The sequence below is a fragment of the Nostoc sp. DSM 114160 genome (assembly GCF_053470305.1).
Map to the genome: position 1 here is coordinate 576901 of NZ_JBPFGO010000001.1, position 21309 is coordinate 598209.

Consider the following 21309-nt stretch of genomic DNA (forward strand, 5'->3'; position numbering starts at 1 on the left):
CTAGAGGCATAAGTACATCACTTTATAGGCTCACCGAAAAGCCTGCAATTTGGGCATAAAGTACATTTGCACAAAACTTTTTGACTGTGCCCAAATCCCACTTTAGCACTAGCCATTGTCAACAGATATGTATCTAATAATACTATTGCAAGCGCAAATTTGTGCAAAAGTACGGTTAGAAAGAAGCATCGTAAGGGTACATTATAACTAGCAGCTTTTGAAAAAAGGTTGAGCTACTATTTCAACCCTACTCTTAAAAAATGCTGTATGTATATAAACTTTAAAAATACTTATCATAATATAATTATATAATTTGCTATCTTAATAAATTATTAATATTCTCTGTTTTCGATTAAATTCACAAATTTCTTCAGAGTTTGATTAAAATTTGCCTTCAGCAAAACATAGGATAATGGAAGTTCAGTTAACAAATCGACAACAGCATATACTTTGGGCAACGGTACGTCACTACATTGCTACGGCAGAGCCTGTTGGTTCAAAGGCTTTGGTCGAGGAGTATGACCTTGGCGTAAGCTCGGCGACAATTCGCAATGTCATGGGTGTTTTAGAAAAGTCTGGATTGCTCTACCAACCACACGCTTCTGCTGGACGTGTACCTTCAGATTCAGGTTATCGTATTTATGTTGACCAGCTAATTACACCTTCTCTGCGTTCGCGCAGCGTGTCGCAGACAGAAACTATACGAACAGAAACTTTAGGGCGAGAAGTAGAGATAGCACTGCAAAAGCATCTCCAGTGGGAAGATCGCAGTTTAGAAACCTTACTACAAGGAGCCGCGCAGATTTTAGCAACCTTGAGTGGTTGTATTAGCTTGATCACTATGCCGCAAACGACTACAGCGCTATTGCGACATCTGCAATTAGTGCAAATTGAAGCTGGGCGGATCATGCTGATTGTAGTGACTGATGGTTATGAGACACATTCTAAATTGATGGATTTGTCGCCAACACCAGAAGAAACACAACGAGATTCAGAGGTAATCGATCGCGAGTTGCAGATTGTTTCTAACTTTTTGAATACCCACTTGCGGGGGCGAAGTCTGTTGGAATTAGCCAACCTCAACTGGAGCGAACTAGATCAAGAGTTCCAACGCTACGGGGAATTTTTGAAAAACTCAGTTGCCGAATTGACTCGTCGCACTCTTGCACCGACTGCAACCCAAATTATGGTTCGGGGTGTGTCAGAAGTTTTGCGCCAACCAGAATTTTCCCAGTTACAGCAGGTACAAACAATTATCCACCTGTTGGAGGAAGAACAAGACCAACTGTGGCGATTAATATTTGAAGAACCAGAACCGGAGGATGGTGGAAAACCAAAAGTAACGGTTCGCATTGGCGCAGAAAATCCATTAGAACCGATACGCACCTGCACCTTGATTTCTTCTAACTATCGCCGAGGTTCGATACCTGTAGGAAGTGTGGGAGTTTTGGGGCCAACGCGCCTAGATTATGAAAGTGCGATCGCAGTAGTAGCATCTGCTGCTGATTATCTCTCAGAAGCTTTCAGTTATTTCAATCCTTAATTAGCGATTAATCTTTAGGAACAAGCCGCTACGCCTCTAGGCGAGCAAACAATACCATAGCAAGCAGATAGCCGGATTTGTAACGGCAAAATCAATAATTAATACTACTTAAATCTTTCATGCTTAGAAAAATTGCCTTTAGTCTACTGTGGCTGGGATTTGTTGTCTATGCTTTTTTCCTCGCGCCTCCTGAGCAACCTGGTACATTCGAGTTAATCAAAAACCTTTCTATTGGACAGTGGCAAGGCATTAACCCCTTAGTCATAGCACTATTCAACCTCATGGGCATCTGGCCTCTTATTTACAGTGCAGTAGTCTTCATTGATGGTAGAGGGCAAAAAATACCTGCTTGGCTGTTTGCTACTGTCTCTTTCGGAGTTGGTGCTTTCGCTTTGTTGCCGTACTTAGCCTTTAGAGAACCAAATAATCAGTTTGTCGGTAAAAAGAATATCTTGCTCAAATTACTAGATTCTCGTGTGACTGGTTTTGTATTGACAATAGCCACGATTATTCTAGTTACCTACGGTATAAGAGGTGGAGATTGGAGCAATTTTGTGCAAGAGTGGCAAACTAACCGCTTCATTCATGTGATGAGTTTAGATTTTTGCTTACTTTGCCTATTATTTCCCACATTGCTGGGGGATGATATGGCGCGTCGCGGTTGGAAGAATCCGCAGTTGTTCTGGTTAATAGCCTTGATACCGCTATTTGGGCCATTGGTTTATTTATCTGTGCGTCCACCTTTACAAGAAGTGGGTATAGAGTCCATATCCAAGCAGCCAGCAACGAATTGAAGAATAAAGTGCATTTTTCACAATCTAAAATCGTTCGATTAACCGTAGCGTTCCGCAGGAAAGTCTAAAATCCAAAGTGATATCACCCCAAGTCCCCGCTTTTTCAAAGGTTTGGGGATTTTCTGTGGGTGCGTAAATCCCAAGAGAAAATTTTTTCTGAAAGTACTTTACAAAACGCAATAAATTCTTTAAGATGTGTAACAGGTAGTCAAACCTACCTAAATTCATCTGCAAATAATCGCATTTATAAAACAATGACAACAACCTTACAACAGCGCTCAAGCGCCAATGTATGGGATCGATTCTGCGAATGGATCACCAGCACCAATAACCGGATCTACATCGGTTGGTTCGGCGTAGTCATGATCCCCACCTTGCTAGCCGCCACCGCGTGCTTCATCATCGCCTTCATCGCCGCACCTCCAGTAGACATCGATGGAATCCGCGAACCAGTAGCAGGTTCCTTGATTTACGGAAACAACATCATCTCTGGTGCAGTAGTACCTTCCTCCAACGCCATCGGTTTGCACTTCTACCCAATTTGGGAAGCAGCATCCCTTGATGAGTGGTTGTACAACGGCGGTCCCTACCAGTTGGTAATCTTCCACTTCCTGATTGGCGTATTCTGCTACATGGGTCGTGAATGGGAACTATCCTACCGCTTAGGAATGCGTCCTTGGATTGCGATCGCCTACTCAGCACCAGTAGCAGCAGCAAGTGCAGTATTCTTGGTATACCCGATCGGACAAGGTTCATTCAGTGATGGTATGCCCTTGGGTATAAGTGGAACCTTCAACTTCATGATCGTCTTCCAAGCAGAACACAACATCTTGATGCACCCCTTCCACCAGTTAGGTGTAGCAGGTGTATTCGGCGGCAGCTTGTTCTCTGCGATGCACGGTTCTCTTGTAACTTCCTCCTTGGTTCGTGAAACCACCGAAACCGAATCTCAAAACTACGGTTACAAGTTCGGTCAAGAAGAAGAAACTTACAACATCGTTGCGGCTCACGGCTACTTCGGTCGGTTAATCTTCCAATACGCTTCTTTCAACAACAGCCGTTCCCTGCACTTCTTCTTAGCAGCATGGCCTGTAATCGGTATCTGGTTCACCGCCTTGGGTGTAAGCACAATGGCGTTCAACTTGAACGGTTTCAACTTCAACCAATCAGTAATTGACTCTGAAGGTCGTGTCATTTCAACTTGGGCTGATGTAATCAACCGCGCTAACCTGGGTATGGAAGTTATGCACGAGCGTAATGCTCACAACTTCCCTCTGGATTTGGCTGCTGGCGATTCCGCTCCTGTTGCTCTGACTGCTCCTGCGATCAACGGTTAATTCTGAAGTTTAGCTGAATTAAGAAAGCGCCCTCTGGTAACGGAGGGCGCTTTCTCATTTGTATAGATAAAAAATAGGCTATACGTCAAACATTCCGAGTGCCAAAGCATAAAAATTAACTTTTGCACAAACTCTAGTTAAAATACATAAGCCTCATCCTTTTTCTTTAAGATCATGGGCAACACTTTTGGTCATCTATTTCGTATAACTACTTTTGGTGAATCTCACGGCGGTGGTGTGGGGGTTGTGATTGATGGTTGTCCTCCACAACTAGAAATTTCGGCAGAAGAAATTCAAGTAGAATTAGATAGAAGGCGTCCGGGACAAAGTAAAATTACGACACCTCGCAAAGAAGCCGATACCTGCGAGATTTTATCGGGTGTATTTGAAGGCAAAACATTAGGAACGCCTATAGGGATTTTGGTACGGAACAAAGACACTCGGTCGCAAGACTACGACGAGATGGCCGAGAAGTATCGCCCTTCTCACGCGGATGCAACTTATGATGCAAAATATGGCATTCGCAATTGGCAAGGCGGGGGTAGGTCGTCAGCGCGTGAGACAATTGGTAGAGTAGCAGCCGGTGCGATCGCAAAAAAAATTCTCCGTCAAGTTGCCAATGTCGAAGTTATTGGTTATGTCAAGCGCATCAAAGACTTGGAAGGTGTAGTCGATCCAAATACCGTTACCTTAGAACAGGTGGAAAGCAACATCGTGCGCTGTCCCGATGCTGAATGTAGCGATCGCATGATTGAATTAATTGAGCAAGTTGGGAGGCAAGGTGATTCTATCGGCGGTGTTGTAGAATGTGTAGCGCGTAACGTGCCGAAAGGTTTGGGCGAACCAGTATTTGATAAATTGGAAGCTGATATCGCTAAGGGTGTGATGTCTCTCCCGGCTAGCAAAGGCTTTGAAATTGGTTCCGGTTTTGGCGGAACGTTGTTAACCGGAATTGAGCATAACGACGAATATTATATTGATGAAAATGGTGAAATTCGCACTGTAACTAACCGTTCTGGTGGTATTCAGGGGGGAATTTCCAACGGGGAAAATATCATTTTACGAGTTGCATTTAAGCCGACGGCGACAATTAGAAAAGAGCAAAAAACAGTAACTCGTGAAGGTGAAGAAACGCTATTAGCTGCGAAAGGACGACACGATCCTTGTGTGTTACCGCGTGCAGTTCCAATGGTGGAGGCGATGGTGGCGCTGGTATTGTGTGACCATTTGTTACGACATCATGGACAGTGTAAGGTGTTGTAGGGATTATACTTTGACTTTCAGAAAATATTTATGCTTCGGGGGTGGGTGTCTGACTCGCCCTTTTTTATCTGTATTATTATAGTAGCGAATGACACATTTAACTACGTGCGATCGCATCTACTATCAATATGGATAAAGAGTCTCAAAATCGCTTAAAACACTTTGCTGCTTTAAAGTCCAAGTACCAAGCAACTCAATATCAAGATTCATCACCCGCTAGCCTACTGTATCTCATACTACGAAAACTTGACTTAGGTATTGAACTCACTGACTTGAGCTAAGTATAAAGTTGCCAAAAACTGGGAATCATCAATAGGTAATGTTTTGTATCCGATACTTTGGAAACTTGACTCAGAAAATAGTTTGACTGATTCAGAAGCCAAATTATTGCAAGAAAATAATCTTACTCAAACAGTTGCAATTGTTCAAGATATAAAACGCTTTGCTAATCTAAAAAATAAATATCAAGCCACCAAGTATCAAGATTCATCTCCTGACAGCCCACTGTATAAAATACTAAAAAAGCTAGACGTAGAAATGAGTTTAAATGATCATGAATATGAGTGGCTACTAAATCTCTCGATAATCCTTTCCGAAAAGCAGCGTTAGAATTGCTGTACAACTTGCAACAAAACTTACAAGTCACTCAAAATCAAGACGAGGAAGATAGGGAATTGCTTATGCGATTAGCACCACTTTACCAACAAGACCGCGAACAGGCGATACAAGAAGGAGAACAACGGGGACTCCAAACAGGACTCTAAACAGGAATTCAGCAAGGAGAACGCTTGGTAGTAGAAAACTTGCTCAAAGTTCGCTTTGGTGAAATAGATAATGAGCTTCAAGCAATTATTGAACCTTTATTATCGTTACCGCCAGAAGAGTTTACGCCTTTACTGTTGCAGTTGTCTCGTGAAGAATTAATTCATCGGTTTTGCTAATGTTTATCACATAGCCTTTAATGAGTTTTATTTTGTCATACTAATTGCATTTATAATCGGTTTTGTTTGGGGGTTAATATATATAAGTGACAATTTTCACCGATTATTCTTGTTTAGACCGCGATCCATTTTTAGATTAGCAAATTATTGAATAAGTTGCTAATCTTATTGTTAAACTGTTGTAGCGATCGCTCAACAGTGTAAAATGTCTCATATAGCGTTGTATTAAGCAGGCAAGGGCGATCGCTGATGTATGATATGGCAACTTGATATAAATAATTAAACATGGATTTTCTGACAGTTCTAGGATTAGCTGCCGCCACAATAACCACAATTTCTTTTTTGCCACAGATGTTTAAAACTTGGCAAACAAAATCAGCAAAAGATGTTTCTTTAGTTACGTTAATTACATTCATCAGTGGTATTTTTTTGTGGTTAATCTATGGAATTTATTTACAATCCTTGCCAATTATTCTTGCTAACGCCGTAACATTGATTTTTAACTTAATTATTCTATGGCTTAAAATTAAATATAGATAAACTTGCCTCTAACAAATCCCTGTGACATCATCTGTATTTGACTCCGAACGCCTTCTATTTACACCCACCACCCCAGACACCAACGCTATCCCCATAATCTTCGCCTTTCCCAACGAGTACAGCGTAGGTATCACTAGCCTTGGCTATCAGGTGGTGTGGGCAACTTTGGCAATGCGTGATGATGTGCAGGTGAGTCGCCTGTTTACCGATACTCACGAACAACTCCCCAGAACGCCGGAAATTGTGGGATTTTCGATTTCGTGGGAACTGGATTATGTGAATATTTTAAGTTTGCTGGAATCTTTAGAAATTCCTATTCGGGCAACCTCTCGTAATGATTCTCATCCGATAATTTTTGGTGGTGGCCCCGTTCTCACTGCTAACCCCGAACCTTTTGCAGATTTTTTTGATGTCATTTTACTGGGAGATGGCGAAACCCTGTTAGGAAATTTTATTGAGGCTTATAAAGAAATCAGAAATGCCTCCAGACAAACTCAACTCAAAAGACTTGCACAAATACCAGGAATTTATGTACCGAGTTTGTATGAAGTGGAGTATCACACAAAAGATGGTGAAGTAAAGTCAATCAAACCAATTTCTCCCGAAATTCCCGCAGTGGTGCAAAAGCAAACTTACCGAGGAAATACTCTATCGGCTTCTACTGTAGTCACCGAAAAAGCCGCATGGGAAAATATTTACATGGTGGAAGTGGTGAGAAGTTGTCCAGAAATGTGCCGCTTTTGTTTGGCGAGTTATCTCACACTGCCTTTTAGAACAGCCAGTCTGGAAAATTCATTAATTCCAGCGATCGCCAAAGGTTTAGAAGTCACAAATCGGCTAGGATTATTAGGGGCTTCAGTTACTCAACATCCAGAATTTGAGGCTTTGCTAGATTATATTAGTCAGCCAAAGTATGATGATGCCCGTCTCAGTATTGCCTCAGTGAGAACTAATACTGTAACAGTCCAGTTAGCAGAAACTTTGACAAAACGAGACACGCGATCGCTTACTATTGCTGTAGAAAGTGGTTCTGAGAAAATCCGCCAAATCGTCAACAAAAAGCTGCATAACGACGAAATTATTCAAGCAGCCATAAATGCCAAAGCTGGCGGCTTAAAAAGCTTGAAACTCTACGGAATGGCAGGAATTCCTGGTGAAGAAGCAGAAGATTTAGAGCAAACCGTGGCGATGATGCGTAATATCAAAAAAGCTGCGCCGGGATTGCGCTTAACATACGGATGTAGTACCTTTGTACCCAAAGCACACACACCGTTTCAATGGTTTGGAGTGAATCGGCAGGCAGAAAAGCGGTTGCAGTTTTTGCAAAAACAGCTAAAACCACAGGGGATAGAATTTCGCCCAGAAAGCTATAATTGGTCAATTATACAGGCTTTATTATCGAGAGGCGATCGTAGACTCTCCCAACTTCTCGAACTTACTCGTGATTTTGGCGATTCCTTGGGTAGCTACAAACGTGCGTTCAAGCAACTCAAAGGACAAATCCCCGACTTAGATTTCTACGTTCATGCCGAATGGTCAACAGAACAAGTATTACCTTGGAGCCACTTGCAAGGGCCTTTGCCACAGTCTACACTACTAAAGCATTTGGCTGATGCTCAGAGTTATATCAATCCATCCCTCAAAGAACTACAGCCAGTACTGGGAACTAGGAACTAGAGACTGGGGACAAGGGGAATAACCAATGCCCAATCCCCTATGCCCCATGCCCAATACCATTGAATTCATCGCTGAAAACTTGATGCAAAACACAGCTGAGTATTACTGCGCCTATTGCGGCGAACCGAACTTAACTTTTATTGATTTGAGTGCTGGAGGACAGCAATCTTATGTAGAAGATTGTCAAGTTTGCTGTAACCCAAATATTTTGTATGTGCGGGTTGATGAAGATACCCTAGATATCGAGATAGATACCGAATCTGAAAGCTGAATTTTAGGTTTTTCTTTCCATGCTGCACTTTAAACATTCTTCAATCATTAATGCCTCACCAGAAGTAGTTTGGAAATTTCACGAAAGGCCAGATATTTTGCAACTCTTAAATCCACCTTGGCAGCCGGTTCAAGTGGTTCGTCGTGAAGGAGGGCTGAACGTGGGCGCTATCACTGAATTTCGCTTGTTTCTCGGTCCATTACCCTTAACTTGGTTAGCGCGTCATACTGAATGTGAAAAATATCGCCTATTTACCGACGAACAGATATCTGGGCCTTTTGAATCTTGGATACATCGACATGAATTTGAACTGGAAAATGGTAAAACTAGGCTGACTGATGCTATTTCTTTTTCTATGCCTGGTGGAGGAACAGTTGAATTTGTCAGTGGTTGGTTAGTGCAAGTGCAACTAGAAGCTATGTTTCGCTATCGCCACTATGTAACGAAACGAGAATGTGAGTAAGATAGCAGAATATGCTGGCAGCAAAAATTAATTATCTTAATTATCCTGATTTTTCAACCCTTGCCGCGAAACCCACTTTATCAAACCAGGAAACAAGCGATACAAAGCTTGCGAGAAATTCGCCGAACCAACCATCACTTCCGATTTCTTATTCTTGACTGCATCCCAGATAGCATTTGCCACATCTTCAGGCTTCTCCACCACCGGATTTTTCAGCACAGCCTCAAGCTGTCCACGGCGAGTTTGGGCATCTTGCTTATCCTTGCCCCGAAAAACTGCCCGTTCCATTAAAGTACTCTTAATTAAATTCGGATAAATCCCACAAACATGAATCCCCTTTGGCTGTAGTTCTGCTTGTAACGCTTCCGTCAACCCTGTCACCCCAAACTTGCTAGCGCAGTAGGGCACTAAGTAAGCAGTTGGTACCTTACCGCCAATGGAACTTAAATTAACTATAGTTCCACTACCCCGCTGGAGGAAATGAGGTAAAAGGGCATTAATTGTGTGGATATATCCCCATAAATTAGTGTCTATAATTTGATGCCAATCACTGAGAGAAAACTGCTCTACTGGCCCTGATGCGAAGATGCCTGCATTGTTTATCAACACATCAATATAACCATAATGCTCCAATGCCTTTTGTACCAAGGTGTGTACTTGAGATGCGTCAGTTACATCACAAGTAACAGTCAATGGTGCTGCACGACCAAGGCTTTGTAACTCCTGCGCTACAGCTTCCAAATGGTCAGCAGAACGAGCTGCAATTACAAGGTCATATCCTTGCCGAGAAAATAAAAGAGCTGTTGCTTTACCAATACCTTCAGAAGCACCTGTAATCAATACTGTAGGAGCCATACTATTATATATAATTAGTAAATTTCAAAATATTATTTGCTCTTTCTTTATTATTTATTTTGAGCAATAACATTCCAGAAACCTTCTAACTTTCGTTAGATTTTTTATGATATCCAAAATAGTTATTTAACGATATTATAAGTTTTTATTCGCAGCTGTTTGGTAAAAATACCTCTACTCTATAGAGTAATAAAAACTATTATTGAACTTTTGTTAGATAAGTATTTCCTAAATATCTTCAAAATCTCATTCTTTAGAGTTGTTTCTACTTTAGGACTAGAGACAGATAGCGCCAAATAAGTAATTTAAGTAATATAAACAATGTAATTAGCTTCTTAAGAAAACTTCACAATGGCACTTTATCCTAGTGATAAAACTGAAACTGCATACAATGGTAAAGACCACAATGCTAGTGACCTTGGGTTAACTCCTCAGCCTGAACTTTGGAACGGTCGCTTGGCTACGATCGGTTTTCTAGCTTATCTACTTTGGGATCTCAATGGTTATAGCGTCGTGCGGGACGTACTTCACCTGATTTCTTAAACTCCCCGTTAATTATTGAGCGTCTTTGTTGCAGGCTTAGATTCTATCCAAAGTATCAAATATAAGGTATTGATTATAATAAATACTTATTTTTACCAGTGTTTTCACTTATATCACCCAACCTTTTAACCAAAAACGGTTTTTAGAATAGCATCAGATTGTGTAATAATAGTTAAAGTATCTCAATATTTATACATATTTTTGTTTGTTGGCATTGTCCAGTGTAATACATTTACCACTAACACAGTTTTCTGGCTAGTAGTTAGTTGTTTTTGTAATGACTATATTTTATTTTTGGAATTTTCACCTGAATGCTAGGCGGAGTAAAAGTGTGATCGAGTTAGAACAACCACCCAGCGATCAAACAAAATTGACTTCATTAGTGAAAAGTAAATCTCACTTTAAAGGACTTTTCATTGCTATTGTCATTGTTAGCGTATGGATCATTAGCCTGAGTTTATTGCTTTCCCTTGACATCTCCAAATTAAAATTTTGGATGTTATTGCCCGTTATACTATGGCAAACATTTTTATATACGGGATTATTTATTACATCTCATGATGCCATGCATGGGGTAGTGTTTCCCCAGAACACCAAGATTAATCATTTTATTGGGACATTAACTCTATCTCTTTATGGTCTTTTACCATATAAAAAATTATTAAAAAAGCATTGGTTACACCACCAAAATCCAGCAACTCAAACAGACCCAGACTTTCATAATGGTAAAGACAAAAACTTCTTTGCTTGGTATTTTCATTTTATGAAAGGTTACTGGAGTTGGGGACAAATGATTGCTGTAACTCTTATATATCAGTTTGCTAATCACATGCTTCATATACCCCATACTAATCTAATAACTTTTTGGGTGCTTCCTTCGCTTTTTAGTTCATTCCAATTATTTTATTTTGGTACTTTCCTTCCACATAGCGAACCAATCTCAGGGTATATTCAGCCTCATTGTGCCCAAACGATTAACCGTCCAACTTGGTGGTCATTTCTCACGTGCTATCATTTCGGCTATCATCAAGAACACCATGAGTATCCTCATGTTGCTTGGTGGCAGTTACCAGAAATTTACAAAGCAAAATAGTTCTTATTCATCTAGTAAATAAGTGGACGTGAATAATTAAAGGTTTGTAGTCAGTGTCTATAACTATTAAAATAAGTCTGGGGCTGCCTACTAAGAGCAAATTTATTCTGCTTATGCCAATTAATAATTCTCGTCTTGTCACCTATAGCCCTGCTTATACAATCGTTCCCACTTACGAGTGCTTTAATCGGTGTAGCTACTGCAACTTTCGCAGCGAACTGGGTAAAAGTCCCTGGATGAGTATTTCAGATGCAGACAGTATTTTAAAACCACTTCAAAACGAAAAAGTCTGTGAAATTCTTATACTCAGTGGTGAAGTGCATCCCCATTCGCCAAAGCGTCAGGCGTGGTTTGAGCGGATTTATGATTTGTGTGAATTAGCGCTTTCAATGGGGTTTTTACCTCATACAAACGCGGGGCCACTGAGTTTTGAAGAAATGCAAAAGCTCAAGCGTGTGAATGTTTCGATGGGGCTGATGTTGGAACAGTTAACGCCAACATTGTTAAATAGTGTACATCGGCACGCACCGAGTAAATTACCAGAAGTCCGTTTACAGCAATTGCAATGGGCGGGAGAGTTGCAGATCCCTTTTACAACTGGGTTACTGTTAGGAATTGGGGAAACAGTTGATGATTGGTGGGAAACATTAACAGCTATATCTGAACTGCATCAACGTTATCACCACATTCAAGAAGTTATCTTGCAACCTCATAGTCCAGGATATCAGCAAACCTTTGATGCACCACCTTTTAACCCTCATCAGTTACCAGAAGTAATTGCTAAAGCACGTCAGATTTTACCGCCAGATATTACTATTCAAATTCCGCCGAATTTAGTTAAAGATGACCGATGGTTACTCGCTTGTATCGAAGCTGGTGCGCGAGATTTGGGTGGAATAGGGCCAAAAGATGAGGTAAATCCTGATTATCCTCATGTTCAGGAACAGGCATTAAGAGAAATTTTACAGTCTGCGGGGTGGGAATTGGTAGCCCGTTTGCCAGTTTATCCGCAATTTGATGGCTGGTTGTCGGAGGAATTGCAAACAGCCGTGAAGCGATCGCGGAATGCTATGTTATTGGTTTAACAGATTTAGTGCGATCGCTAACCAAGAGTGATTACCTTACTACTGAAGTACCCAGAACGTATACATCTCCCTTGACTTTGCCCAGATTTGACAATGATCAACGATCAGGAATTCCTTCATGGCGCTGCATTTTTGCGGCTAATTGATCATGGAGAACGCCTCACAATAACTCATGCATCTTCGATACATTCATCCATTTATCTAGTTGAAACTAAGATTAGTAAATCAGCTATTCTCTTTAAGGTTTCTAAAAAACCCAAATCTGCATGGTCTTTTACCTTCAGTAGTCAAGAAGAACTAGCTTTAGATACCCTGCATACTAAATACCAGAATATTTCAGTATTTTTGGCATTTATCTGTCATAAAGACGGTATCTGTTGCATCTCTCAAGAAAGGCTTTGGAGTATATTGGACAAAAATGCTGGTATTGCTGGTAAACACATATCTGTGTCTCGAAAGATACATGGTAGTTATCATATAAGTGGCCCAGGTAGACAACAGATGGATCAGACAGTGCCTCAAAATGAATGGCCTCGTGTACTTTTTTCCAATTAGGGCAACACCAATGAATAAGATAGAGATTGCAACGGATGGATATTGTATTAATAAAGTTATTGATAAAGTTAAAAGCAAAATTGGGGATAAAGCAGCAGAGCAATTAAAACAAACTGCTGTTGAGGTAGTCCAGAATTGCGTTCATTTTTACTCTACAACTTTTGGCTCTGGTGATGTTGGTGCTACCGGTACAGGTATTGTGAGTCAGCCTCATAAGGGAAAAATAGCTGATGGTACTACCGGACTAATTTATGGCAAAGTCCAAAGCGGTAAAACCAATACTACCATTGCTACACTAGCACTTGCTCAGGCTAACCATTTCCGTTGCTTCATTGTGTTGACTTCTGATAATATCTGTCTAGGCGAACAAACTGCCGATCGTTTTGCCGAGCAACTTAAAGGTGGGCCCCGTATTTGTAATTGGAAAGAATGGAGAAACGATCCAGAAGACTTTGCAACTAATCAATTACTTGATTATATGAAAGATACTGGTGTTGTCCTAGTATCTACAAAGAATAAAAGTCATTTAGATAACTTGTTGAAAGTTCTTAAGTATTCTAAAGCCAGTAGTGTGCCTACTCTAATATTTGATGATGAAGCTGATAATGCTAGCCCAAATACTAACGAAGCAAAACAGGCTAAAAAAGGTAAAAAGACAGTTCCAGATAGTGCAATTTTTGAAAAAATTGGCAATATTCGTAAAGAAGTAGGAAATCATATATATTTGCAGATTACTGCAACTCCTCAAAGTCTTCTATTACAAAATATTAATCATCCCTGTAAACCAGTTTTCTGTGCTGCTCTCCCTCAACCTGGTGATAGTTATATTGGAGGAAATTTATTTTTTTCAGATAACAGCAAATATTGCTGTACAAAAGTTGAACTAGAAGAGCTAGATCAATTAAAAAAACAGGGAGGCAAGATAAACCCTGGCAATAATTGGGATATACCTCCCGGATTGAGACTATCTCTATGCTGTTTTTTCTTAGGTTCAATATATAAAATAGAATCTGCAAAAAATTCAGAAGCTAAATACTCTTTTCTGGCTCATATTGACCACAAGCGTATCACTCATAGCACCTTGGAAAAGGTTATTCGCGGCTTTATTGCGGAGCTTGATAAGGCGCTTCGAGGAAAACTATCTGCTGCAAAGCGTGAAGAAGCAATGAAGTGGTTAAATGAAGCCTATACAGAGTTAAGTAAAACAGCAAAAAATCTCCCACCACTAAATGATTTAGTTATAGAGCTAGAGCATGAGCTACGGAATGCTATCCCAAAGGTTATTGATGCGAGTAATCCAGATAAAGGACTAAAGTATAGCTCAGGAATGAATATTCTTATAGGGGGTAACAGACTTGGACGAGGTGTCACTATTGAGGGATTAATGATTACTTATTATGGACGTGATGCCAAGCAAAAGACGATGGATACAGTTCATCAGCACGCACGGATGTTTGGTTATCGTCAGGAACTACTTGATGTGACTCGCCTTTTTTTGCCTCAGCATATTTTAGAAGATTTCCGAGCAATTCATGAAGCTGATGAGGGAATGCGTCAGGTGATTGGAGACGATCCTAATAATATTCAGATTACGCCAGTTTGGGTAGGGCCCACACTCAATGCAACTCGTTCTAATGTCTTGAATTTAGCAGCAATTAATGCTTTTATACCAGGCTCACATATTTTTCCTCGCGATCCTTTGTGGAAAGCCTCGGAAATTAGAAAAGATGTAGAAGAGTTAGATAAGCTACTAGCTAGTTACGAGAGTATAGGTGAGAAAGGCGAGTATCACGAAGTAGAAATTGACTTTCTCATCAAAATTCTTTCTTGTATAAGAAGCCGCTATTGGCCAGGATATCCCTGGCAAGATGACAGAGTTAAAGACTTGCTTATTCAAATGAAGACACAAAATATCTCAACAGGACGGCTCAATGTTGTTCGAGGAAAAACGGGTAAGGGACTAGAATTGACACGACAAGAACCGTCTGGATGGGGAGGCTTTGGTTTTATCAATGCTAGGGTGCTAAATAAACCTAAAACTGAGTACCCAAATGTTCCTACTCTTTTGCTCATCTATGAAAAAGGTGAAAATAAAGAACGTTGGGATAATCAACCGCTTTATCTTCCAACGTTGATTTTACCTAAAAACAAATTTGTCTTCATGTTCAATTACTCCGAGGTTGCTGAAGAATTAGAAGATGATATAGATTTTCAGGATTAAAAAATAAGTGCATGATGTAGCGATCGCACAATTAATATAATTTTCTCATAGGCGATCGCTTTCATAATCTCACTCGTATATAGCAACTTAAGCCGACAATACCAAAATAGGGTCAAATTAATACCCACCGCGAACAAATTCATAATGCATCCCTCAAAGGAGAGAGATAGCAGCCTAAACCGTGTTGTAAAATAGACTTATAAGAATTCGGGGGGCCATTTCACTGGTCATAAACGCCTATAGAAACTATTTTTGGAAATCTCCAAGGTCTGAAGTCCAGCCAGCTGAAGCAACTACAGCGGCTGTATCACCAGCGCATACCAGGCGATCGCATCACCACGCCTGAGTTTTCCCAGCGTCTGGCAGCAATTAGCACAGAAGTCAATCAGCCTGTGTGCGCCTACATCAACCGTCGCGGACAAGTGATTCGCGTCGGCGTAGGCACACCGCGTCAAACGCAAATACCACCGATGGAATTGCCCCGTTACGGTGCAGAACGACTCAGTGGTATTCGTTGTATTGCCACCCATCTCAAGCCAGAACCGCCCAATGAAGCGGCACTCACGGCTATGGCACTACAACGTTTAGATGCCCTAGTTGTCCTAAATATTACCGGAACCGGATTTACACGGCGGGGAGGCGGTGCGACTGGGTATGTCAAAGAAGCTTATCTAGCTCATCTGACACCCCAAGAGTCTCGCACCCTGATTACTAGTCCTGCTGCTCCCAAGGTAGAGGAAAGCCAAATCCAATCTCCAAGTTGGAATATATCCCCACCTCTAGACTTGGACGAGCTAGCAGAGCAGGATTTAGTAGACTTAGTGGAAAATCTGGAAGCAGAATTCCAGCGCGAATATGTCGCCCAGGAAGTAGATGCTGACCACGATCGCGTGCTGATTGTGGGGCTGATGACCAGTGAGATGACTCCGCTACAATTCCAAGACACCCTAGTAGAATTGGCACGGTTAGTTGATACCGCTGGGGGAGATGTATTACAGACAATACAACAAAAGCGATCGCGCGTTCATCCCCAAACTGTAGTTGGCGAAGGTAAGGTGCAAGAAATTGCCCTAACTGCCCAAACACTAGGAGTCAACCTCGTTGTCTTCGACCGCGATCTCTCACCCTCCCAAGTCCGCAATTTAGAAATGCAAATTGGTATTCGGGTGGTTGACCGCACCGAAGTAATTTTGGATATCTTTGCCCAACGCGCTCAATCTCGTGCTGGGAAGTTGCAAGTAGAACTAGCACAGTTAGAATATATGCAACCGCGATTGGCTGGTAGAGGTCGCACGATGTCCCGATTGGGTGGTGGTATTGGGACTCGTGGGTCCTGGTGAAACCAAACTGGAAACTGAGCGCCGTGCAATTGGACAGCGTATTTCCCGACTGCAAAAAGAAGTAACTCAGTTGCAAGCCCATCGTTCGCGGTTACGGCAACGAAGACAGCATCGAGAAGTTCCTTCAGTTGCTTTAGTTGGATATACCAACGCTGGCAAGTCCACTTTGCTGAATGCTCTCACTAATGCAGAAGTTTATACAGCCGACCAGTTATTTGCCACTCTCGATCCGACTACCCGCCGTTTGGCGATTCCTTATGGCGAAACCAATGAACATCAGGAAATTCTGATTACAGATACGGTAGGGTTCATACACGAACTGCCTGCATCGTTAATGGATGCCTTCCGTGCCACCTTAGAGGAAGTCACAGAAGCCGATGCCCTACTACATTTGGTGGACTTATCTCACCCTGCTTGGTTGCGTCATATTCGCTCAGTCAGAGAAATTTTGGCGCAAATGCCAATAACTCCTGGTCCGGCGCTAGTGATTTTTAACAAGATCGATCAAGCCAATAGTGAGACACTAGCTCTAGCTAGAGAAGAATTCCCCTTGGCAGTATTTATTTCCGCGAGTCAGCGCTTGGGATTAGAAACCCTACGTCAGCGCCTTGCCAAGCTGATTGAATATGCTGTTGATTCCCAGTAAATACTGAAATAAATTTTTAATTTTCTAGTTGAAAATGCCGTAGTTAATAGGAACTATGGCATTTTCTATTAAAAATAATAGATATTTCTACTTTACTAAAGCTTTATTTATTTATGTGGAATTTGCTGAATGACAATATTATAAAAGACGTGCTAGAACAATTGATTAATGGTATTTTTCTGTTTGGTAGCTGATACAGTAATTAAATTTATCACTAAATAAATTCAATTACATATAAAGATTTAAGTATTGAACTTGTTCTTAATTAATTTTATACAGCAGAATTTAGAATTTAGGAGTAAAACACACTTTATATCTGGATAACAGATTTAGCTTGTGTACCTCACAACTTTAAATCTGCTGTAAGTACTGTATTAATCTTTCAATATGACTTTTAGAGTTATCTCATTTATCAACATTATAGAAAGAAAGGTATATGCAATTAGCTTCACAGCAATTTGAGTCAAAAGATGTGAAAGTACAGCTTCTTTTAACTGGAGGACATCAATACACCGTTTATTTAAAATCAGATGCAACTGTACTGCATAGCCTTTTAACAACAGTTGTGGCTCGCGCCTACAAACAAGAATCTGAGTTACAGAATTTATTCCAAATTCCCATCAATGAAGGTCGCTCGGTTTTATGTTTTCCTAGCGAACATCTTATAGGTGTGGTTACAGAACCCCCAATCTTTGTACAGCAATCAGAGAAAGTAGAATTGCAAAATGATTATATTTTGGCTTCTGATTATATACAAATAGATAATTTTCTTAAACCAGAAGAACACAAAAAATTACTCAAATACGTCCTTAAAAAAGAGTCTGATTTTTTGCCAAGCAATACTTCTACCAACGATATTAACTATCGCCAATCAATGGTTGTCTATTCATTTCCTGAATTTTCTGAACTGATATTAAAGAGAATTCAAGCAATGATTCCTGATATTATGAGCAAGTTAAACTTACAATTATTTTCTGCATCACAAATTGAAAGCCAACTAACTGCACATAATGATGGTAACTATTATAAACTTCATAATGACAATGGCAGTCCAGATACTGCTACTAGAGAGCTAACATACGTTTATTACTTTTACCAAGAACCAAAATCATTTTCTGGTGGAGAATTGCTGATCTACGACAGCAAAATTGATAATAACGTATATATAAATGCTGAGACATTCAAAACAGTTGAACCTCGCAATAACAGCATTGTATTCTTCCTCAGCCGTTATATGCACGAAGTACTGCCTGTGAATTGTCCCTCTCAAGCTTTTGGAGATAGTCGATTTACTATCAATGGCTGGGTGCGTCGATAAGCGAATTCAGTATAATCACTGTACACTACCACAATGAATATTTAACTTTAGGGAAGGCGATCGCCTTCTCTAATTTCTTACAAACTCATAGCTAATCGACTTTCTAAGTAATATCTTTCATTGACTTATAAAGAGTTTATCAATATTGATTAAGTAATTTATTTATTATTTTTAAATAAAGATTTAATTTCCCAATTATAACTAGAATTATTACGTAACTTTAATAGAAACTTTTTTATAGTATAAATATTCAATCAGTATATTTGATTAAATATAAACCATTTATTGCTCGTGTATTAAATTTTTGATAAAGCTTAAAAAACACAGTACTAAATCTCTTTTTTATGTGTCAATTTAGATTAGAAAATGATGTCCATGATGCTCGTATAAACATCATTATTAGGAAGCTTTTTCATATCTTGTTTAAGACAAAGAGGTTTGATTTACATGTCTCAAGCTTATTCAAAAAAAGTAATTGGTTACATAAGTTGTGGTCTATTATCATTCACCTTAGCTTTAGGGTCACAACTACCCCAAGCACAGGCCGGCAACGGCAACGGTAACGGCAACGGCAACGGCAACGGCAACAAAAATACACCAGCGCCAGCGCCAGCACCTGCACCAGCGCCAGCACCTGTACCTGCACCTGCACCAGCGCCAGCACCTGTACCTGCACCTGCACCAGCGCCAGCACCTGTACCTGCACCAGCACCAGCGCCAGCACCTGCACCAGCACCAGCGCCAGCACCAGCGCCAGCTCCTGCTCCTGCACCTGCACCCAAGAGTTTGGGTTCTATAAGTTTTTCAGCTACAGGAACCAATACCTACGACAAATCTAACGATCCTCTGGCAGCGTCGGTTCTCTTTAATTACCTAGACAATGGTTTATTGTCACTGACCCTGACTAACAAATCTTCTGTAGGAATTTCAAACCCTTCTGATGTTCTGACCTCAGTCTTCTGGGACTATGCTGGTTCTCCCCTAAACAACTTATCGCTGGTTTCGGCTCTAGCCCCGACAGTAACCTCAAGCGCAGGCTCTACCACTACAAAGAATGTTGATCTTCTAGCTCTAAATGAATGGAAATTGCCAAACACTAGTAATACTGGAGGGCTTCCTGGCATTGACCAACACTACGGTCTGGGTACAGCTGGCTTAGGCATTTTCCAAGGTGGCGGTGGACAGCAATTCAATTACGGCATCATCAGTGGTTACGCTAATGATGCAAATCCAGCCGTGAGTTCGGGGACTTTTATTCAAGGTTCAGCTACTTTCCTGCTATCAGGGCTAACCTCGGACTTTGACATCACTAAGATTGGCAACATCCGTTTTCAGTACGGTACATCACTAAGCGAAACTAGTATAAAACCTGCCACAGCACCAGCGCCCGCACCTGCTCCAGCGCCCGCACCTGCTCCAGCACCCGCACCTGCTCCAGCACCCGCACCTGCACCTGCACCAGCACCAGCGCCCGCACCAGCACCAGCGCCCGCACCAGCACCAGCGCCCGCACCTGCTCCAGCGCCCGCACCTGCTCCAGCACCCGCACCTGCTCCAGCACCCGCACCTGCACCTGCACCAGCACCAGCGCCCGCACCAGCACCAGCGCCCGCACCAGCACCAGCGCCCGCACCAGCACCAGCGCCCGCACCAGCACCAGCACCCGCACCTGCTCCAGCGCCCGCACCTGCTCCAGCACCCGCACCTGCTCCAGCACCCGCACCTGCACCTGCACCTGCACCTGCACCTGCACCTGCTCCAGCACCCGCACCTGCTCCAGCACCCGCACCTGCTCCAGCACCCGCGCCTACACCCGTACCATCAGTACCGCCTTACTATCAACCCCCTGCACCTCAACCGAAAAAAGTACCTGAACCCAGCACAACCGCAGCATTAGGATTATTTGCCTTGGGTGTTTTCGGACTCAAGAAGAAAAACAAAAAAAATATTTCCCAAAATTAAACCACACTGCTGAGTTTTAGTAGGAGAAAGCTTAAATATGGGTTTAGAAGAGCATAAGCATTTCTAAACCCATTTTTGTTAGAGGTAAGAAACGCTAAACTAGAACTCACCTAAATAATTCCTGCGTTTTAACTAGCGCTTAGTAGCGAAAAAATTTAAGCGACAGAAACAATCTAAATATAATTACTGCTATTGCTAGCATTTAAACTGAAATATTATTAGCTTGTTAGGTCAGATGCAAAATAAAAATAATCTATATAATAGTTGGCTAGCTTAACCTTGGAGTTTAAATAAAGCTGCGTAAATAATTAAAGGTTTGTAGACGCTACGCGTAGCTTGCTTTCCCAAAGAGATACACTACAAATTAATCTCAATATTTTTACATTACTTAACATTACTTGTATTTTTGCCTACTTACATCAGTGCCCTCTGTAAATTAGGTTATGAAGGAGTAAAGCAGCCACAGTCAGTGGCAAAGCTCTAAAATTAAAAAGTATTAAATCAAGTTGAGGACATCATGGCTGCAAAAGTAGAAATTTACACTTGGAGGACTTGTCCGTTTTGCATTCGTGCTAAAAGTTTGCTGAAAAACAAGGGTGTTGAATTTATCGAATACAGCATTGATGGGGATGAAGCAGCCAGAAATAAAATGGCTCAAAGAGCAAATGGACGCCGTTCTTTACCGCAAATTTTCATCAATGACGATCATATTGGTGGTTGTGATGATATCCACGCTTTAGACAGTCAAGGCAAGCTGGATGAGCTACTAACTTCTAGCAATAGCGTATAGGTTCAGAAGGTATTGCGATAGCGACAAACCACTGCAAATTACACGGTAGTCGCTACAATTTTAGAAAAACAA

23 protein-coding genes and 3 pseudogenes are annotated in these 21309 nt (G+C 41.2%); 21 read left to right on the top strand and 5 right to left on the bottom strand.

Going from position 1 to position 21309, the window contains the following annotated elements; all coding sequences use genetic code 11:
• The first annotated feature begins 412 nt into the window (after positions 1-412).
• The 7 genes from hrcA to NSTCB13_RS02755 all read left to right on the top strand — a co-directional run bounded on the left by hrcA (position 413) and on the right by NSTCB13_RS02755 (position 5878).
• Positions 413-1543: a heat-inducible transcriptional repressor HrcA gene (gene hrcA / locus NSTCB13_RS02725; RefSeq protein ID WP_448268588.1), complete on the top strand. Its 1131-nt coding sequence runs from the start codon at positions 413-415 to the stop codon at positions 1541-1543.
• Between the two features lie 119 nt (positions 1544-1662).
• Positions 1663-2337: a DUF2834 domain-containing protein gene (locus NSTCB13_RS02730; RefSeq protein WP_448271279.1), complete on the top strand. Its 675-nt coding sequence runs from the start codon at positions 1663-1665 to the stop codon at positions 2335-2337.
• A 254-nt stretch (positions 2338-2591) separates the two neighbouring features.
• The gene (gene psbA, locus NSTCB13_RS02735; protein WP_445628202.1) at positions 2592-3674 is read left to right on the top strand and encodes a photosystem II q(b) protein; all 1083 of its coding nucleotides are present in this window, start codon (positions 2592-2594) and stop codon (positions 3672-3674) included.
• 174 nt (positions 3675-3848) lie between these two features.
• Entirely contained in the window at positions 3849-4937 is a 1089-nt protein-coding gene (aroC, locus tag NSTCB13_RS02740; protein ID WP_322705086.1) for a chorismate synthase, read from the top strand.
• A gap of 363 nt (positions 4938-5300) precedes the next feature.
• A complete protein-coding gene (locus NSTCB13_RS02745; RefSeq protein WP_448271280.1) occupies positions 5301-5546 on the top strand; it encodes a hypothetical protein in 246 nt (81 codons plus the stop codon).
• 14 nt (positions 5547-5560) lie between these two features.
• Complete coding sequence (locus NSTCB13_RS02750; protein WP_448271281.1) at positions 5561-5701, top strand: hypothetical protein; 141 nt, start codon at positions 5561-5563, stop codon at positions 5699-5701.
• A 24-nt stretch (positions 5702-5725) separates the two neighbouring features.
• Complete coding sequence (locus tag NSTCB13_RS02755) at positions 5726-5878, top strand: hypothetical protein (RefSeq protein WP_448271282.1); 153 nt, start codon at positions 5726-5728, stop codon at positions 5876-5878.
• Between the two features lie 131 nt (positions 5879-6009).
• On the opposite strand, the gene NSTCB13_RS02760 is transcribed toward NSTCB13_RS02755, so the two are convergent.
• Positions 6010-6294, bottom strand: a complete 285-nt coding sequence (locus NSTCB13_RS02760) for a hypothetical protein (RefSeq protein WP_448273228.1) — start codon at positions 6292-6294, stop codon at positions 6010-6012.
• Between NSTCB13_RS02760 and NSTCB13_RS02765 the strand changes: the two genes are divergently transcribed.
• The 4 genes from NSTCB13_RS02765 to NSTCB13_RS02780 all read left to right on the top strand — a co-directional run bounded on the left by NSTCB13_RS02765 (position 6221) and on the right by NSTCB13_RS02780 (position 8829).
• Entirely contained in the window at positions 6221-6418 is a 198-nt protein-coding gene (locus NSTCB13_RS02765) for a SemiSWEET transporter (RefSeq protein ID WP_448273107.1), read from the top strand. The two genes, NSTCB13_RS02760 and NSTCB13_RS02765, sit on opposite strands and share 74 nt — an antisense overlap.
• Before the next feature lie 21 nt (positions 6419-6439).
• Positions 6440-8095: a B12-binding domain-containing radical SAM protein gene (locus NSTCB13_RS02770; RefSeq protein WP_448271283.1), complete on the top strand. Its 1656-nt coding sequence runs from the start codon at positions 6440-6442 to the stop codon at positions 8093-8095.
• An 82-nt stretch (positions 8096-8177) separates the two neighbouring features.
• Positions 8178-8366, top strand: coding sequence for a CPXCG motif-containing cysteine-rich protein (locus NSTCB13_RS02775; protein WP_012411100.1), 189 nt, complete (start codon positions 8178-8180; stop codon positions 8364-8366).
• A gap of 19 nt (positions 8367-8385) precedes the next feature.
• Entirely contained in the window at positions 8386-8829 is a 444-nt protein-coding gene (locus tag NSTCB13_RS02780) for an SRPBCC family protein (protein ID WP_322690490.1), read from the top strand.
• Positions 8830-8865: 36 nt separating this feature from the next.
• On the opposite strand, the gene NSTCB13_RS02785 is transcribed toward NSTCB13_RS02780, so the two are convergent.
• Positions 8866-9684 carry an SDR family NAD(P)-dependent oxidoreductase gene (locus NSTCB13_RS02785; RefSeq protein WP_448271284.1) on the bottom strand — a complete coding sequence of 273 codons (819 nt, stop codon included), beginning with the start codon at positions 9682-9684 and terminating at the stop codon, positions 8866-8868.
• A gap of 351 nt (positions 9685-10035) precedes the next feature.
• On the opposite strand from NSTCB13_RS02785, the gene NSTCB13_RS02790 reads away from it, so the two are divergent.
• The 5 genes from NSTCB13_RS02790 to NSTCB13_RS02810 all read left to right on the top strand — a co-directional run bounded on the left by NSTCB13_RS02790 (position 10036) and on the right by NSTCB13_RS02810 (position 15181).
• Positions 10036-10227 (top strand): high light inducible protein, encoded by a 192-nt coding sequence (locus NSTCB13_RS02790; RefSeq protein WP_448271285.1) that lies wholly within the window; start codon positions 10036-10038, stop codon positions 10225-10227.
• 331 nt (positions 10228-10558) lie between these two features.
• Positions 10559-11320, top strand: a complete 762-nt coding sequence (crtW, locus tag NSTCB13_RS02795) for a beta-carotene ketolase CrtW (RefSeq protein WP_445629763.1) — start codon at positions 10559-10561, stop codon at positions 11318-11320.
• A gap of 113 nt (positions 11321-11433) precedes the next feature.
• Positions 11434-12405 carry a 7,8-didemethyl-8-hydroxy-5-deazariboflavin synthase subunit CofG gene (gene cofG, locus NSTCB13_RS02800; RefSeq protein WP_448271286.1) on the top strand — a complete coding sequence of 324 codons (972 nt, stop codon included), beginning with the start codon at positions 11434-11436 and terminating at the stop codon, positions 12403-12405.
• A gap of 93 nt (positions 12406-12498) precedes the next feature.
• On the top strand, positions 12499-12960 hold the full coding sequence (locus tag NSTCB13_RS02805; RefSeq protein WP_448271287.1) for a hypothetical protein: 462 nt from the start codon (positions 12499-12501) through the stop codon (positions 12958-12960).
• Positions 12941-15181: a Z1 domain-containing protein gene (locus tag NSTCB13_RS02810; protein ID WP_448271288.1), complete on the top strand. Its 2241-nt coding sequence runs from the start codon at positions 12941-12943 to the stop codon at positions 15179-15181. Before NSTCB13_RS02805 ends, NSTCB13_RS02810 begins: the two co-directional genes overlap by 20 nt.
• Here the strand turns inward: NSTCB13_RS02810 and NSTCB13_RS02815 are convergent.
• Entirely contained in the window at positions 15178-15324 is a 147-nt protein-coding gene (locus NSTCB13_RS02815; protein WP_448271289.1) for a hypothetical protein, read from the bottom strand. The two genes, NSTCB13_RS02810 and NSTCB13_RS02815, sit on opposite strands and share 4 nt — an antisense overlap.
• Positions 15325-15420: 96 nt before the next feature.
• Here NSTCB13_RS02815 and hflX point away from each other — a divergent pair.
• Positions 15421-17167: pseudogene (hflX, locus tag NSTCB13_RS02820) on the top strand (GTPase HflX).
• Between the two features lie 436 nt (positions 17168-17603).
• Positions 17604-18485: a 2OG-Fe(II) oxygenase gene (locus NSTCB13_RS02825; RefSeq protein WP_448271290.1), complete on the top strand. Its 882-nt coding sequence runs from the start codon at positions 17604-17606 to the stop codon at positions 18483-18485.
• Between the two features lie 479 nt (positions 18486-18964).
• Here NSTCB13_RS02825 and NSTCB13_RS02830 read toward each other — a convergent pair whose 3' ends face one another.
• Positions 18965-19306, bottom strand: coding sequence for a hypothetical protein (locus tag NSTCB13_RS02830; protein ID WP_448271291.1), 342 nt, complete (start codon positions 19304-19306; stop codon positions 18965-18967).
• Here NSTCB13_RS02830 and NSTCB13_RS02835 point away from each other — a divergent pair.
• Positions 19272-19781: pseudogene (locus tag NSTCB13_RS02835) on the top strand (XDD4 family exosortase-dependent surface protein); the annotation flags it as partial. The gene NSTCB13_RS02830 and the pseudogene NSTCB13_RS02835 overlap by 35 nt on opposite strands.
• Positions 19782-19842: 61 nt before the next feature.
• Here the strand turns inward: NSTCB13_RS02835 and NSTCB13_RS02840 are convergent.
• The gene (locus NSTCB13_RS02840; RefSeq protein ID WP_448273229.1) at positions 19843-20286 is read right to left on the bottom strand and encodes a hypothetical protein; all 444 of its coding nucleotides are present in this window, start codon (positions 20284-20286) and stop codon (positions 19843-19845) included.
• A gap of 74 nt (positions 20287-20360) precedes the next feature.
• On the opposite strand from NSTCB13_RS02840, the pseudogene NSTCB13_RS02845 reads away from it, so the two are divergent.
• Together NSTCB13_RS02845 and grxC are read left to right on the top strand one after the other, a co-directional pair.
• A pseudogene (locus NSTCB13_RS02845) lies at positions 20361-20447 on the top strand (hypothetical protein); the annotation flags it as partial.
• 517 nt (positions 20448-20964) lie between these two features.
• A complete protein-coding gene (grxC, locus tag NSTCB13_RS02850) occupies positions 20965-21237 on the top strand; it encodes a glutaredoxin 3 (protein ID WP_190893995.1) in 273 nt (90 codons plus the stop codon).
• The last annotated feature ends 72 nt before the right edge of the window (positions 21238-21309 follow it).

What these genes read in the sequence shown, in the direction of transcription:
- grxC (WP_190893995.1), top strand. Translation starts at nt 20,965, where the DNA reads ATGGCTGCAAAAGTAGAAATTTACACTTGGAGGACTTGTCCGTTTTGC.
- NSTCB13_RS02790 (WP_448271285.1), top strand. Translation starts at nt 10,036, where the DNA reads ATGGCACTTTATCCTAGTGATAAAACTGAAACTGCATACAATGGTAAA.
- NSTCB13_RS02825 (WP_448271290.1), top strand. Translation starts at nt 17,604, where the DNA reads ATGCAATTAGCTTCACAGCAATTTGAGTCAAAAGATGTGAAAGTACAG.
- NSTCB13_RS02775 (WP_012411100.1), top strand. Translation starts at nt 8,178, where the DNA reads ATGCAAAACACAGCTGAGTATTACTGCGCCTATTGCGGCGAACCGAAC.
- hrcA (WP_448268588.1), top strand. Translation starts at nt 413, where the DNA reads ATGGAAGTTCAGTTAACAAATCGACAACAGCATATACTTTGGGCAACG.
- NSTCB13_RS02730 (WP_448271279.1), top strand. Translation starts at nt 1,663, where the DNA reads ATGCTTAGAAAAATTGCCTTTAGTCTACTGTGGCTGGGATTTGTTGTC.
- NSTCB13_RS02785 (WP_448271284.1), bottom strand. Translation starts at nt 9,684, where the DNA reads ATGGCTCCTACAGTATTGATTACAGGTGCTTCTGAAGGTATTGGTAAA.
- cofG (WP_448271286.1), top strand. Translation starts at nt 11,434, where the DNA reads ATGCCAATTAATAATTCTCGTCTTGTCACCTATAGCCCTGCTTATACA.
- NSTCB13_RS02760 (WP_448273228.1), bottom strand. Translation starts at nt 6,294, where the DNA reads ATGAATGTAATTAACGTAACTAAAGAAACATCTTTTGCTGATTTTGTT.
- NSTCB13_RS02780 (WP_322690490.1), top strand. Translation starts at nt 8,386, where the DNA reads ATGCTGCACTTTAAACATTCTTCAATCATTAATGCCTCACCAGAAGTA.
- aroC (WP_322705086.1), top strand. Translation starts at nt 3,849, where the DNA reads ATGGGCAACACTTTTGGTCATCTATTTCGTATAACTACTTTTGGTGAA.
- psbA (WP_445628202.1), top strand. Translation starts at nt 2,592, where the DNA reads ATGACAACAACCTTACAACAGCGCTCAAGCGCCAATGTATGGGATCGA.
- NSTCB13_RS02815 (WP_448271289.1), bottom strand. Translation starts at nt 15,324, where the DNA reads ATGAATTTGTTCGCGGTGGGTATTAATTTGACCCTATTTTGGTATTGT.
- NSTCB13_RS02805 (WP_448271287.1), top strand. Translation starts at nt 12,499, where the DNA reads ATGATCAACGATCAGGAATTCCTTCATGGCGCTGCATTTTTGCGGCTA.